The sequence below is a fragment of the Pantanalinema rosaneae CENA516 genome (genome assembly GCF_050753385.1).
GTDB classification, from domain to species: domain Bacteria; phylum Cyanobacteriota; class Cyanobacteriia; order Leptolyngbyales; family Leptolyngbyaceae; genus Pantanalinema; species Pantanalinema rosaneae.
In genome coordinates this window covers 17,891-31,904 of sequence record NZ_JBLZFZ010000029.1, presented here as the reverse complement: position 1 = coordinate 31,904, position 14,014 = coordinate 17,891, and the positions used below count along the sequence as shown (strand labels likewise).

Annotated in this window: 16 protein-coding genes; 7 read left to right on the top strand and 9 right to left on the bottom strand. The window is 48.1% G+C overall.

Annotated elements, in window-relative coordinates:
* Positions 1-12 precede the first annotated feature (12 nt).
* Positions 13-414 carry an ExbD/TolR family protein gene (locus tag ACN4EK_RS17405; RefSeq protein WP_431659327.1) on the top strand — a complete coding sequence of 134 codons (402 nt, stop codon included), beginning with the start codon at positions 13-15 and terminating at the stop codon, positions 412-414.
* A 737-nt stretch (positions 415-1,151) separates the two neighbouring features.
* Here the strand turns inward: ACN4EK_RS17405 and ACN4EK_RS17400 are convergent.
* Entirely contained in the window at positions 1,152-1,730 is a 579-nt protein-coding gene (locus tag ACN4EK_RS17400) for a GIY-YIG nuclease family protein (protein WP_431659326.1), read from the bottom strand.
* 205 nt (positions 1,731-1,935) lie between these two features.
* Between ACN4EK_RS17400 and ACN4EK_RS17395 the strand changes: the two genes are divergently transcribed.
* A complete protein-coding gene (locus ACN4EK_RS17395) occupies positions 1,936-2,535 on the top strand; it encodes an alpha/beta hydrolase (RefSeq protein ID WP_431659325.1) in 600 nt (199 codons plus the stop codon).
* An 18-nt stretch (positions 2,536-2,553) separates the two neighbouring features.
* Here the strand turns inward: ACN4EK_RS17395 and ACN4EK_RS17390 are convergent, their stop codons facing one another.
* Genes ACN4EK_RS17390 through ACN4EK_RS17380 form a run of 3 tightly spaced genes read right to left on the bottom strand, consistent with a single transcriptional unit; the run spans position 2,554 to position 3,426 of the window.
* Entirely contained in the window at positions 2,554-2,967 is a 414-nt protein-coding gene (locus ACN4EK_RS17390; RefSeq protein WP_431659324.1) for a type II toxin-antitoxin system VapC family toxin, read from the bottom strand.
* Positions 2,964-3,251 carry a hypothetical protein gene (locus tag ACN4EK_RS17385; protein WP_431659322.1) on the bottom strand — a complete coding sequence of 96 codons (288 nt, stop codon included), beginning with the start codon at positions 3,249-3,251 and terminating at the stop codon, positions 2,964-2,966. Before ACN4EK_RS17385 ends, ACN4EK_RS17390 begins: the two co-directional genes overlap by 4 nt.
* A 22-nt stretch (positions 3,252-3,273) precedes the next feature.
* Complete coding sequence (locus tag ACN4EK_RS17380; RefSeq protein WP_431659321.1) at positions 3,274-3,426, bottom strand: hypothetical protein; 153 nt, start codon at positions 3,424-3,426, stop codon at positions 3,274-3,276.
* A gap of 108 nt (positions 3,427-3,534) precedes the next feature.
* On the opposite strand from ACN4EK_RS17380, the gene ACN4EK_RS17375 reads away from it, so the two are divergent.
* Positions 3,535-4,515 (top strand): ABC transporter ATP-binding protein, encoded by a 981-nt coding sequence (locus ACN4EK_RS17375; protein ID WP_431659320.1) that lies wholly within the window; start codon positions 3,535-3,537, stop codon positions 4,513-4,515.
* Here ACN4EK_RS17375 and ACN4EK_RS17370 read toward each other — a convergent pair.
* The 3 genes from ACN4EK_RS17370 to ACN4EK_RS17360 all read right to left on the bottom strand — a co-directional run bounded on the left by ACN4EK_RS17370 (position 4,505) and on the right by ACN4EK_RS17360 (position 9,795).
* Entirely contained in the window at positions 4,505-5,956 is a 1,452-nt protein-coding gene (locus ACN4EK_RS17370; RefSeq protein ID WP_431659319.1) for a glycoside hydrolase family 13 protein, read from the bottom strand. The genes ACN4EK_RS17375 and ACN4EK_RS17370 overlap by 11 nt on opposite strands.
* 128 nt (positions 5,957-6,084) lie before the next feature.
* Positions 6,085-8,391 (bottom strand): amylo-alpha-1,6-glucosidase, encoded by a 2,307-nt coding sequence (locus ACN4EK_RS17365; protein WP_431659318.1) that lies wholly within the window; start codon positions 8,389-8,391, stop codon positions 6,085-6,087.
* 327 nt (positions 8,392-8,718) lie between these two features.
* A complete protein-coding gene (locus ACN4EK_RS17360) occupies positions 8,719-9,795 on the bottom strand; it encodes a glycosyltransferase family 4 protein (RefSeq protein WP_431659317.1) in 1,077 nt (358 codons plus the stop codon).
* A gap of 528 nt (positions 9,796-10,323) precedes the next feature.
* Between ACN4EK_RS17360 and ACN4EK_RS17355 the strand changes: the two genes are divergently transcribed.
* On the top strand, positions 10,324-10,536 hold the full coding sequence (locus ACN4EK_RS17355) for a ChaB family protein (RefSeq protein ID WP_431659316.1): 213 nt from the start codon (positions 10,324-10,326) through the stop codon (positions 10,534-10,536).
* A 2-nt stretch (positions 10,537-10,538) separates the two neighbouring features.
* Here ACN4EK_RS17355 and ACN4EK_RS17350 read toward each other — a convergent pair whose 3' ends face one another.
* Complete coding sequence (locus ACN4EK_RS17350; RefSeq protein ID WP_431659315.1) at positions 10,539-10,907, bottom strand: DUF2237 family protein; 369 nt, start codon at positions 10,905-10,907, stop codon at positions 10,539-10,541.
* 182 nt (positions 10,908-11,089) lie between these two features.
* On the opposite strand from ACN4EK_RS17350, the gene ACN4EK_RS17345 reads away from it, so the two are divergent.
* Positions 11,090-11,764: a CIA30 family protein gene (locus tag ACN4EK_RS17345; protein WP_431659313.1), complete on the top strand. Its 675-nt coding sequence runs from the start codon at positions 11,090-11,092 to the stop codon at positions 11,762-11,764.
* Positions 11,765-12,003: 239 nt separating this feature from the next.
* Positions 12,004-12,993 carry a homoserine kinase gene (locus ACN4EK_RS17340; RefSeq protein ID WP_431659312.1) on the top strand — a complete coding sequence of 330 codons (990 nt, stop codon included), beginning with the start codon at positions 12,004-12,006 and terminating at the stop codon, positions 12,991-12,993.
* Between the two features lie 5 nt (positions 12,994-12,998).
* Here ACN4EK_RS17340 and ACN4EK_RS17335 read toward each other — a convergent pair whose 3' ends face one another.
* Positions 12,999-13,349 (bottom strand): Spx/MgsR family RNA polymerase-binding regulatory protein, encoded by a 351-nt coding sequence (locus ACN4EK_RS17335; protein WP_431659311.1) that lies wholly within the window; start codon positions 13,347-13,349, stop codon positions 12,999-13,001.
* Positions 13,350-13,424: 75 nt separating this feature from the next.
* On the opposite strand from ACN4EK_RS17335, the gene rpmB reads away from it, so the two are divergent.
* Positions 13,425-13,661 (top strand): 50S ribosomal protein L28, encoded by a 237-nt coding sequence (gene rpmB / locus ACN4EK_RS17330; RefSeq protein ID WP_431659309.1) that lies wholly within the window; start codon positions 13,425-13,427, stop codon positions 13,659-13,661.
* Positions 13,662-14,014 lie beyond the last annotated feature (353 nt).

Sequence of the window (14,014 nt, the reverse complement as noted above, 5' to 3'; positions counted from 1 at the left end):
ATTATCCAAATTATGCGCGTTCCTAACGAACCCGAAACGCCTTTACAGGTGAATATTGTGCCAATGATTGACGTGGTGTTTGCCATCCTGACGTTTTTCATTGTGTCTACGTTATTTCTCAGCCGCACAGAGGGACTACCTGTAAGTTTGCCCCAAGCGGCAACGGCAAAAACTCAAGCCCAGACTCGAATTACGATTACGATTCAGCCTGATGGCAATCTGGCATTAAACAAACAATCGGTGCAGTTAGACCAAATTAAACCAGGTGTAGAATCACTGGTTCGAATCAACCAACAACCAATTGTGGTAATCAATGCGGATGAGCAGGTTAGTCACGGTAAGGTTGTGGCAGTGATGGATCAGGTAAAACAAATTCCAGGCGTAAAAATGGCGATCGCAACAAAGCGTCCTTAGGAGCGGAGATTTATTAAAGTGTAGTTCTTGGCGTAGGGGCGTGGCATTGGGTAAAAAGTCTTTGCGATCGCCTCAGCAGCCTTTGCCATAGCTGGCTTCCCGCAGGGTATGCCGCGCCCGTACAGGTAAAAGGTTAAAGTTGTTCAAGTTATTTCCTTCCCATTCCTTAGAGGATGTTTTAAAGGTATTAAAGCGATTGCACTAGCCCCCTAAATCCCCCAATTCTGGGGGACTTTGAATCCGGTCCCCCCAGAATATAGCCTGACGGCATCGTAGAAAGGGGGGCTAGGGGGGGCAGTTCAGGTAATGATTATGACCTTTCAAACAATCTCTTAGTATCCATCATGATTGCTGTTCAAAATGGTTGAGTGAGGAGAGTTGTAAACGCTTTTCCCGTTTTTTATTGCGCCAAAAATCCTAGGGCAGGCAATCTCAGCCTGTAGATAGGGCGTTCTAATCAGAGATTCTCGTTAAGCTAGGGAATCAGCACTGATAGGAGAATCCTATGTCTATATGGTAGTGATAAATCAGAATCTTCAAAAACCCAGGCTGACCCCCGGTTAGAAGCCCAACGGGATCTCGTTGCCAATCCCGCGATCGATCCCCAAGAGTTGTTGTCAGAACAGAATGATCCATTACGCCAACAACCGATTACCTCCTCCGATCGGGAAAATCCTTCTAAGTCCAGAAAATCATAGGTAAGTTGCTTAAATTAAACCCAGCCTTACGCCATCTCCTTATTTTCTCTTAGTAAAGGGAGTGCCCCAAAACGCCCAATTTTCTTTATTAAACGGCGATCGCCACTGGTTGATTAAGGCTGACTCAATTTGCTGGCGATCGCGCGTCATTTCAGGTGCCCAGTGGTAGAAGCTGATATTGACGGCAACGGGAAGCTGGTGAGCGTGGTGAACAGAGACATAATTGAGAATATAACTCTTGCAACCATGCTCGCCTTTCCACCGTTGATTGGAATGAACCGTTTCACCGACGTATAACAGAATGGGCAGTTGGGTATCGATAACAAAATATAAGGCGGCAACTCCAGCATCCTCAGCCTGCCAGCGCCAGAAGGCAGTATTTTGTTGCGGCAAGCTAAAGGGATCGATCGCTTCAGCAATTTCCGCTGCCGTTGGGGCTACGGCAAATAAACTCCCCTGTTGTGCAGCAGGACTCACCTGAATACGTTGCTGATACTGAAATACCCGTTGTTTCCAGGTTTGTAAGGTTTTTGCACTCATCTGAGGCGATTTGGGTAGGTTAACCGTGTAACACCCCTGTAAATCGCTGGCAGTAAATAGAGACGGTTGTTCTGGCAAGGGCAAAACTCCAAGGCTCGACGAGTCAAGATAGCATAGTTTTGGGCGATCGCATCCCCCTCAAAATCGGAAACCCTACCCAGGAGAGTCACCCTGTCCTGATCGCCTCGCTTATAAAAGAGTTAGGACTGGAATTAACCCAGCACGATCGAACTATTTCTGCCCCGCTCCCGTCACATCCTCTAGAGTTACCCCCAAGTGAACTATGCTGCGTTCTAAAACCTGCCTCACACAAGCCTTCAGTTTCGCGATCGCCACGCTCAGTGTCTTGTTCCTTGCCCCCCAAGCCCAGGCGGCTGAACAGGTGGTGTTTCGCTATGGCATTTTTCGGCAACGTCTTGCCGTCCCAGAACTGACTGATTTTGCCGAAACCGGCGAAACCTCCAGAGTGCTAGGACGCTATCTGCAACGAGCCAATGGCAACCCAGAATCGATCCGACGAGTATTAAACCAACCGATCGACATCAATCGCAACCTGTTAGATACCGCCCTGAATAATCCGGCAGCCGATCGCCTGCTGGATGAGTTAGGTCGGATGATTCAAACTCCTAATAACAACGGGAATCGAGAGGCGCTACGCACAGCCATGCTGCGATCGACGGAGAAAGATAATCGCCTCACCTTGCTGGAAGTGATTCAAAACTATCCAACCAACGAAATTCATCTGGATGTGAAGCGGGCGATTAAAACCTATAATCAACTCGCGGAATATCAGGAACCCCTGCGGCAGGCGATCGATAAAGCAGATGAAGTCCGCCGCGCTCTAGAAAAACAGGGCATCACGCTACCTAAATTCCTGAAGTAGATAAAGCCGCTAGCGAATTCAGGGTAACAGCATGAAATAATCACAGTGACTGGGGCGAATCAGCGAAAAATCGCGTCGATCGAGGGTGTAAATACGAGTGATAGCTAGCCTTTCCGATATAGCAACAATGGCGGCATCGGTAAAATCAAGCTGGCTATCAGCATATTGATCGAGAACTTGCCGTACTCGTACCAAATCTGCTGCAAGGATGGACTCAATTTGCACTGTTTGCGTGGTTAAGCTAGCCAGAAAGTGGCGCATTGCTTGGTGTCCTAGTCTGGAGGCAATGAGGTAACAGATTTCTGGTAGGACTACCTCAGGCAGAATTAATGCTTCGTTGGTACTTTGGGCAACCGTCAATACACGCTGATGATTGCGATCGCTCTGATCAGTTAACGCAAACAAAAAACTGGTGTCAAGTATAGCTGTCATGCAGAATCACTTGACCGTAGTTTCCAGCCATAAATAGGATCAGTTTCATGACGTAAAATTTCCTCGTCACGTTCAGAAACGTCTTGTTGACCAGAATTGCCCAAGCCAGCCACCGCCAGTAGAAAACTGCCTGTACTAGTGTCTACATGCTGATCGATATCTTTGCGCTGGGTTGCTTTATACCGAAGGTAGTCAAGAAAACTAGCCAGTTCAAGCAAAGCCTCATCTGGGAGGGTACTAACAACTTCGATGAGTTTCCCGCGTTCTACAGTAGTTCTGTCCATCACCAACTTCAGAAAAAGATAATTATTTAGTCAGATTACTTAGCAGCAGACCGATCGGGGGGGCAGGCAGCATTTCGCCCCGGAAGTCCAGCAATTGGACAATGATCAGGTAAGCCAAACTCAGGGCGATCGCAATTGCGCCAGTAATTACCGCAATCAGTTTAGACCGATTCATCATTTTCTCCTTACAATGCAAACGATAGCGCCTCTCTTAACCTTACACTGAGGGAGAGGTAGCCGTCTGCTTTGTCCTCAGGCTCTTGCCCTGTTTCACTTCTGGTCTATGGAATCTGCGATCGTCCCCCTATCTGAATCTCCTGCTGCTGGTCGTCCAGTGGTGGTAGAAACCTACGAATTACAAAAGGTCTACCGGACTGGATTTTGGTTAAACCAAAAGGTGGTTTCGCTTAAACACTGCACTTTGAAAGTCTTTGAGGGGGAAACCTTTGGCTTACTTGGCCCGAATGGAGCCGGAAAAACAACGTTATTAAAAACATTATTGGGCATTGTGCGTCCGAATGGGGGACGGGCATTACTGTTGGGACAGCCCTTAGGCAATCGGGCGGTGAAGCAACGAGTGGGGTATTTGCCCGAAAATCCCTATTTTTATGATTATTTAACGGGATGGGAAATTCTCCAGTTTACGGCAGGCTTATTTCGGATTCCCCGATCGCTGCAACGTAAGCGGATTCCCGAATTACTGGATTTAGTCGGATTAGCACAGTCGGCTGCCCGGAAGAAGCAACTGCGGCAATATTCCAAAGGCATGTTACAGCGCATTGGCATGGCGCAGGCATTGATCAACGATCCCGAGTTGGTGTTTCTGGATGAACCGATGTCTGGGTTAGATCCGATGGGACGCTACCAGATCCGTGAGATTATCCTGTCGCTAAAAGCTCAGGGCAAAACCATCTTCTTTAACAGCCACATTTTGTCGGATGTCGAGTTAATTTGCGATCGGGTCGCGATTCTGGCACAGGGCGAACTGATTTGTATAGGGGCGCTCGACGAACTGTTGGGCACAACGGAGGGCTACCGCGTCAAAATTAAGGGCGGCAATCCCGATGTGCTGAGAAATCGGCTCGCCAATATGGAATTTCGGGATGGTTACTGGCAGGGGCTGGTGTTAGGTAGCCCCCAGGATTTGATTGCCAGCCTGGATCTAATGGGTGCCCAACTGGTGTCACTCCAGCAATCCCGCCCCTCCTTAGAAGAATTTTTCTTGCAACAACTGGAGGCGCGGGGAGTCCGCTTTAGCCAATGATATAACCACTGCGGGGAGCGAGATCGAGTACCAATCTGTTGTCTTTCCATTCCAGACTGCCCTTGCCAAACAACAGGCGATCGGGCTGAGACTGTAATCCCATCTCCGCTTGAGTCAAAGCCACACTGGCTGGAGCCGTGTCTACATTGACGGCAATTAGTAGTTCTTCGTTGCCTAACGTCCGGGCAAACACATACAGATCACCTTTGGCGAATACCGTCCGATAATCGCCGATCCGCAGGGCAGCATGGGCATGACGCAGGGCGATCAGTTGCCGATGATACTCTAACAGTTCGCGATCCCACTCTTCCTCTCGGGGAAAGCCTCGGCGGGAGTCTGGATCTAACCCTCCTGGTAAGCCGACTTCGTCCCCATAGTAGACACTGGGAGCCCCAGGAAAGGTCATCAACAATAGGGTCGCGAGTTCTACACTGGCTTGATCTCCATTGGCAATACTAAGGAGCCGCGCCGTATCGTGACTGGCTAACAAATTCAATTGCGTCAGTTGAATTTCCCAGGGATATAGCTTCAGTAGATTATCCATTTTTTCAGCATACCCTTCGGCGGATAGTGCCGGATAGGGATCATACGATCGATCTTCCACCATGTCTAAAATGACGCGATCGCCGGCTGTAAATGCGATCGTTGGGGCGGCAAATAGGTAATTCATCACCCCATCAAATTGGGTGCCATCCAGCCATTCGCGGGCATCCTGCCAGACTTCTCCCACAATATACGCCTCTGGGTTTAAAGCTTTGACCCGCAGCCGAAATTCCTGCCAGAAGCCGGGAGTTTTAATTTCAAACGGCACATCTAATCGCCAGCCATCAATGCCGAAATTGATCCAAAATTCGGCAATCTCCATTAAATAAGACCGCACTTCTGGATTGTCATGATTGAACACGGGCAGAGCGCGATTATCAAACCACCCGACATAATTGGCGGGTTGATCACCCGTATAGGGTGCGAGGGGCCACCCTTCGATCCGAAACCAATCTAACCAGGGGGAATGCGGTCCATTTTCCAGAATGTCATTAAAGAAGAAAAAGCCGCGACTGACATGATTAAATACACCATCTAAAATCACTTTGATATTGCGACGATGGGCTTCATCTAGTAGGTCACGAAACGCCGCATTTCCCCCCAAAATCGGATCAATCCGATAATAATCATGGGTATGGTAACGGTGATTACACGTCGATTGAAAAATGGGAGTGAAATAGATCGCGTTAATCCCTAAATCTTGCAGATAATCTAATTTCTCTGCCACACCCCAGAGATCCCCTCCCTTATAGCCCTGAAGGGTGGGTGGAGCCTCCCAGGGTTCCCATTGGTGGTTTTTCAAAAATTGCCGTTGCGTGAATTGGCTATGGGCAAAGCGATCGGGAAAGATCTGATAAAAAACCGCGTGTTTAACCCAATCTGGTGTCTGAATTTCCATACATTCTCCCATTCGCTTGGTGATGGCGATCGATTAATCACCTTACAAGCCCTGACGCAATTCTGCTCCAACCTTGCGGTAGAAAAGTCACCGCGCGATCGCAAAATATGTTCCACTGATGATTACTTTTAGGCTTCAATCACCACTCGCAGGTTGCCCCGTTTCCGGGTGACTCGGCAAGCGGTAGTCGCCCCCGATCGATCGGTCGATAGTGATGATTCCCGCACAAACTCCAGATCCAGCAGTGTGGAACCGACTCGCAGGTTATGCAGTGATAATTCATGAATTGATTCGGGGAGAGCGGGATCAATGATCCGGAGATAGTTACCCGGCGCATCCGGCACCAAATTCACCATCATTTGCAGCAGTTGAAAGATCGTTCCCGTTGCCCAGGCTTGAGGTGAACACGCCACCGGATATTGGATGGGTCGATCGCCACTTTCCCGCGAGTAGCCACAGAATAGTTCAGGTGGTCGTTGGTAGGGTTGTTCCAGGGTCATGTCAATAATGCCTTCAGCGACTTCTAATGCCTGATCGACTAAGCCCAGCGATCGTAAGCCCATGGCAACTAGCCCATTATCATGGGGCCACACGGAGCCAACATGGTAGCCCATCGGATTATAGGCAGGCGACTGACTACTGAGGGTACGAATCCCCCAACCGTTAAACATATCTGGAGCCTGCAAGCGCTCAGCCACGGAACGGGCTTTTTCTGGGGTCAAGATGCCTAAATTTAAGCAATGACCGGGATTTGAGGTAATACTATCAACAGGTTTGCCATCCCCATCCAATGCCAGGGCGCAGTAATCCTGATCCGCCACCCAAAAATCGCGATTAAACCGATTTTTCAGATCTCTCGCTTCCTCTTGCCATTGATCTGCCAGGTCAATCCGTTTCTTCATCCGCGCGATTTCGCTTAACCGAATTTTGGCTGCATAGACATACGCCTGGACTTCACAGAGCGCGATCGCCCCGGTGGCTAAGTGTCCCTGCCGATCGACAATACAATCTCCCGAATCCTTCCAGCCTTGATTCACCAAGCCTCTAGCCGAGCGTCGATCGTAGCTGAGATAGCCCGTTGCTCGACAACTGCGATCGATCCATGCCATTGCGGCTAAAGCATTGTCCCACAGACGATCGAGGGTTTCGTGATCATGCGTCCAGGCGTAGTATTCGGCATACAACATTAACCACAAGGGTGTGGCATCTACAGTGCCGTAGTAGGGAGTATGGGGAACTTCATTACATCGCGCCATTTCCCCTAACCGCAATTCATGCAGAATTTTTCCGGGTTCTTCATCCCGCCATTCATCATCGACCTTGCCCTGATATTGCGCCAGGATGGTCAGGGTTTCTCGGGCGATCGTCGGATCGAGAATCAAAATTTGGGACGCGGCAATAATGGAGTCGCGACCAAACAGGGTAGAAAACCAGGGAACCCCCGCCGAAAGGGCTTTGCCTTTGCCAAAGGTTTGGCGTAACAAATAAACATCCTGTTCAGCCCGTTCAATCACCTGATTGAAGGTTTTATTATCCGTCCGAATTTGGGTAATAGCCGACTGCCATTCCCGTTCCTCCATCAATTCCGCCGCTTTTGCCTGCATCAAAGTCATGGGTGCATGAACCGTTGACACCGGCTGATTATTTGCCAGCATGTGTAAGCGATAACCTAACTGGCGGGTTTCATGTGGTTCTAGCTCAATTTCCCAGAGAGCGGTATAGCCTTTGAGGTGGCTGGGAGGATGATGTAAAAACTGAATCTGGGATTCCATAATGATCCCATCTAGCCCCTGATAACCCATGACTAGCTCATTTGTCGTCGTTGGCAGTCCATAGGGAGTGGATGAGTCGGTATCTGTGATTATTTCACTGGTAGCTTCGACTGGATCTGGTGGCGCGATCGGTTGCACGAGTCGAAGTAAGCGTCCCTGTTGCTTGCGATTAAATCCCCGAATTTCAAACAAATCAACAAAGTCAGCATCAAAGCTGAGACTAAGTTCAAACTGAACGGGTTTGGTGCTGTAGTTGGTGAGCGTTAACTCTTCAAATAGTCCCCCATTTAACACCATCTCTCGCTGAATCCCGATCGTTTCAGCCGGAATGCGATCGTCGATCCGGGGATTGGCACATAACACCGATAGGGCAAAGCCCCGTTGAGCATTGCTACTGAGGAGAATCGGCGATCGTCCATCGATCTGAACTTCTAAGCGACTGAGGAACCGAGTATCACGGCAGAATAATCCTAAACTGGCGTTAACGCTGTCTCCTGAACAACCGGAAATATTCCCTAACGTATCCGTAATTAAAAACAGATCATCATCTTTGAGGGTCAGGGTGGGTTGAGGACGTTCGCTGGTGACACATGCCCATTCCGGCATCGGTAACTGGTCTACAGGCACAAAAACTCTACCATCCAGTTTGACTGTCTCTGGCATAGCGACTACGGGTAATTTTTAATTCTGTTTCATCCTTGCTGTTATGTTTAATCTTAATTCGCTAATTTTAGATCTGCCCCTCGATCGCAGTTTCTAATGATTAACTTTAAATTTGTTACTTCGATTAAATTGTGATCGAAAGCAAATTGGTGTTGCTGAATGCAAGTACAAGTATAATTTGCCCTCATCCCCAACCCTTCTCCCTGGGGAGAAAGGAACCGAGCCAGCTTTTATTCCCGCTCTCTGGCTAGAGGGCTAGGGTGAGGACAGATCTGGCAATTCACACTGCGATTCATTCAGCAACACCGAACCCTTGACACCCCCTGGTTAATTGTGGCTAGCCACTGGACTGCGGAGATGACCATTCCGAGCAAAGCGCTGGGCTAGGATATCTTGATAGACCGCTTCATAGCCATCCACCATACGTTGGGCACTAAACCGACTGACCACATACTCCCGACAGCCCTGACGACTGAGTTGAGTAGCCCGATCGATCGCAGCGACACACTCATCCACACTATGACAGAGGAACCCAGATTGCCCATCGGCTACGACTTCAGAGGCAGAGCCTAATTCGATCGCAATTACAGGAGTTCCAGCCGCCATCGATTCAATCATCACCAAGCCAAAGGGTTCTTTCCAGGTAATTGGAAATAGCGTGACTGCCGCATTCCCCATTAACATATTCTTCTGAATATGATTGGCTTCACCAAGATACTGAATTTGTTCACCATCAATATGAGGTTTAATTTCAGTTTCATAGTAGTCGCGATCGACCACGTCAACCTTACCAGCCATCTTCAAACACCAGCCGGAACGTTTGGCAATCTCGATCGCGAGGTGTGCTCCTTTCTCGGGCGAGATTCGACCCAAGAATGCCAGATAGGGAGGATCTAAGGGTTGAGGATAGAATTTATGGCTATCAACATTAATCCCGTTATAGACGGTAGCTACATAATTCAGCCCTAAAGTAGTATTGCGTTGGGAATTGGAAATGCTGATGTAAGGTTGATTTTTGGCGTGAGTAAATAGTTTTTCGTTATCGGGGGTAAAGATGCCATGCAGCGTGTGAACCGTTGGCGTTTTGACTAGCTTGACATAGGGCAATGCTGCACAACCAACATGGGAATGAATAATGTCAAATTCATCGGCTCGTTCATAGGCATTCGTTAAATGCAGCATTTCATAAATGCCGTATTCCTTGATGTTTTGATCAAGCCGCAGAGCCCGAGGATGAACTGCTTGAAGATTGGCAAGGGTAGTGGAATCACCCGATGCAAATAAAGTTACCTCATGACCTCGTCGAACCAGTTCATCAGTCAATAGACTGACAACTAGCTCAGTTCCCCCATAGGCGGGGGGAGGTACTGTTTCCCACAAGGGGGCAATCTGAGCAATTCGCATAACGAACCTCCTGATCGGATTAAATGGGTTTAGACCGCCTATATCCTTGTACAGAAAACTTTCTAGAAATTCATCTCGCTTGAGAACTAAGTTAGAAAGCTTGATGGAAATTTAATGAAACGAAATACTTTCGTCAATGTGGATGTTTCTACCTCTTACGGTAGGGTTATCCGCACCCTGAGATGAAGTTAGTACTTTTTTTGACTTAAGACCGTAATTGAAGCGATCGCTCTAAGTGCATTGTGCCTCTAGAAGTAGACAGCATCTCGACCTGAGAGAAGGGGGATAACAATTGCCTCTATTGCTATAGGTAGTTAAGTTACAAGGGACACAAAAACCAAGTCTGCTACCGATCGCTAAAGGGTGCTATTTGCTACATGCAATTAGAGGCTTTTTATATAAAAATAAAATAATAGTTACTCGATTCGCACTTAACCCCTATGATCCTGCATTTGAAAGAGGCACACCAATGCCCAGGCTTCTACGATCGTGGGTAAGCTGCAATACACTTTTGCCTTTAGTTGTCCTATGCCCTATCAACATCTGCAAGATCTACCGGATGCGGTTAAGCATCACTTACCCAAACATGCTCAGGAAATCTTTCAAGCGGCTTTTAATAGCGCTGAGCAGGAATATCAGGATGAGGAACGGGCGTTCCGGGTTGCCTGGAGTGCGGTCAAACATAAATATGAGAAAGGCAACGAGGGTGACTGGCACTCCAAGTCAGAATCAGGGTTATAGCATTAGGTGGGATGGTCGATCGCGTGTTGCTTTAGTTCTGCCAACGTGACATATTCCACGGCGGAGGCATGGGTCGCGGCTAGTACCACCGGGGGAGCCACGCCATCATCTAACGCTTCTTTCCAGCGAGATGCACATAGGCACCAGCGATCGCCGGGTTTCAACCCTGGAAACCCAAAGGCAGGCGTAGATAGATCGTTCCCTTGAGCTTGGGTATACGCCAAAAACTCGGCGGTGACTTGAGCGCAAACCACATGAGCCCCCATGTCTCCAGCGCCTGTATTACATTTACCATCCCGGTAAAACCCCGTCATAGGCTCCGTACAACAGGTTTCTAACGGAGTTCCCAATACGTTTCTCGCTTCTGTCATGGCTGTTTTCTACAGGTATACCTGATTACATAAGTGATATGACCCTTTGATTCTTGCAGAGTTGGTTGTAACAGCGATCGCGCCTCTGTATCGTCCAACTCCAGCGAAGCCAATAGGATTTGCTTAGAATCAAGGTAAACCATCCTGGCTGATGCCTATCTAAACTCTACTGAAAATTTCCAATGTCTTCATCCGATCGCTCGCCCTGGGATGTGGGACGCTTTTTCCACACCCTTACCTATTTTGAAACGATTCCGATTGTTAGCTGGCTCCAGAAAATCATGTTTGGTTCTACTCCTCCCCCGCCACCTCCGCAACCCCAAGCTGGGATTCTCTTTGACTTTACTGACTCGACAACGACACTCGATCAAACCTGGGGAGCCCTGGATGATGTGGTGATGGGCGGTGTTAGTGCCAGTTCCTTCCAAGCTCAGGGCAATGTAGCTCTATTTACTGGCAATGTCTCTACTGCCAATTCCGGTGGATTCGCGTCGGTGCGTACCCGTAACTTTGAGCCACCTCTGAATATATCGGGGCATACGGGGATTGAACTGCGGGTTAAGGGCGACGGGCAGCGATATAAGTTTTTGATTCGAGATGAAGATAGTTGGGATAGTGTAGCTTACGCCTATTCCTTTGATACGGTTGCCGAGCAATGGATCACAATCCAGGTTCCGTTTGCCCAAATGACTCCGGTGTTTCGAGCCAAAACCGTCAATTCGGGTCGATCGCTGAACCCGGCTCAAATTCGATCGTTACAACTGATGTTGAGCAAATTTGAATACGATGGAGCGTTAAATCCTCACTTCACTCCCGGTGAATTTCGCTTACTCATTCAAACGATCGCGGTTTATTAAGCAGTAGGGGTGAGGATTTAGTTTAATTTGCAACGGGAACTAAATGTTAAAACACCATAATTATCAGCAAAAGCTGACGATCGCTTGCAAGCCAATTAGTTAGTAGTAGATTTAACAATATATGCCATTGCATTGAATGGTGTACTTGATCCCCTAACGGCATGTTGATGGTTTAGGCAGGTTGTCTAGGCGATCGATTAATCACGCTGTTGGCAATAGTCATGTGATTGAGCGAACTCATGGCTGACACGATGTTTCCAGTCGTCTATTCCGTTCTTGCCAGCAGTGCTTTGATTACCGAAGTGCTTAATCAATATGCCATTGGTACGGTGACAAGTTGCCAATTTTGGCATCGGGGTTTAAGTGATGTCTATTTAGTTGAGACGGCCGATCGCCAATATGTCTTGAGGGTTTCCCATGCCCATTGGCGATCGCGCTCAGAGATTGATTTTGAATTAGAATTACTGGATTTCTTACATCAACGCTATATTCCAGTTGCCTATCCCCTCCGGACTCAAACCGGACAACTTGCGATCGCAATTAATGCCCTAGAAGGTCAACGATATGCTGCACTATTTGTGTATGCACCGGGCAATATCGCTGTAGGAGATTTAAACCCAACCCAGAGTTTTAGCCTGGGGGAAACAGTAGCTAAATTGCATCAAACGGCGGCAGGTTTTACTACCCAAGCCCATCGACAACCATTGACTCTGGATTATTTACTGCATGATTCGTTCCATGCGATCGCCCCTTTTTTACAGCAGCGATCGGCGGATTTGACCTATTTGACCGATGTGGTAGAACAACTTCATTCACAATTGCATCCCTTCCCAATGGAACCGCCCTTATGGGGAATTTGTTGGGGCGATCCCCATAGTGGTAATGTGCATTTCACGCCCGAACAACAGATGACCCTGTTTGATTTTGATCAATGTGGTTATGGCTGGCGCATCTTTGAAATTGCTAAATTTCTTCAGGTGGCACTACATTCAGGCTTGGGAGCAAAAGTGCGGGAAGCGTTTATTAGTGGTTATCAAACCGTTGCCCCCTTACTGGAGGATGAACTTGCCTCCTTGCAAGCCTTTACCCAGGTCGCTCATATTTGGGCATGGGCAATCTGTTTAAACAACACTCAGCGCTATGACTATAGCCGCCTGGATGGGAGCTATTTTCAATCCCGCATTGAACACCTAAAAATGCTGCGATCGCCAGAATGGCAACTGTTTTAGCCCCATCACAAATTTAACTGCTGCCGAATTGTCTCCTCTTTAAATCCCACCATCACGGCTGTACCGTTCTGCACAAACAAGGGTCGCTTCAGCAACATCGCATCCTGACTAAACGCTTCAATCCACTCTGCCTCTGTCCAGGTATGTTTTTGCTCTCCTAATGCCCGATAGGATTGCCCAGAGGTATTTCGCATCGGTTTAGCGCCTAGCTCCGTCACCCACTGTTGGATCTGCTCCCGACTGGGGGGAGCCTCTTTCGTATTAATGAATTCGTAGGCAATGTGATGGTCTTGTAGCCACTTGAAGGCTTTCTTACAGGTGCCGCAGTTAGGAATGCCGTAGACTTGCAGAGACATAGTATTTCTAGAAACGACAGATTCGCTTACAATAGGGGTTTGGAAAAAAGAACCGCATACCATCTGGAGACGATCATGGCTCGCAAGTGTCAATTAACCGGGAAGCAGGCAAATAATGCCTTCGCGGTTTCCCACTCTCACCGCCGCACCAAAAAGCTGCAAGAAGCTAACTTACAATGGAAACGGGTTTGGTGGGAACAGGGTAAACGGTGGGTCAAACTCCGGCTCTCCACGAAAGCGATTAAAACTCTGGAGCAAAAGAGCCTGGAAGCCTTTGCGCGGGAAGCTGGAATCGACCTCAATCGCCTGTAAGCGCGATCGAGATATTTTCTGTCCTTCTAGGTTTTACCTCTTTGTAGGGACGTTGTTCGCAACGCCCCTATTTGCTGTGGCTTCAGGTTTTATAAGAACTTTTGTGTGGTTGCCATACCTGCTGTGGAATGAAAAAAAATTCGCTCTTAAAATAGATGTGCTTGTCTCCAGTCACCTCTGTAATTACGGGGTTCCTCTGTACCCAGTAAGAAATTTTTTTCGTCCTTGATAGGTCTTATGAAGGAAGTGGGTAAGATTGGAGCAGCAACTTCATGAAAGGTACACAAAACGTAAGATACGTGAAGCTACAGTTAAATCGCTAGCGTCCGGTGATCCGGCAGACACCCATCAGT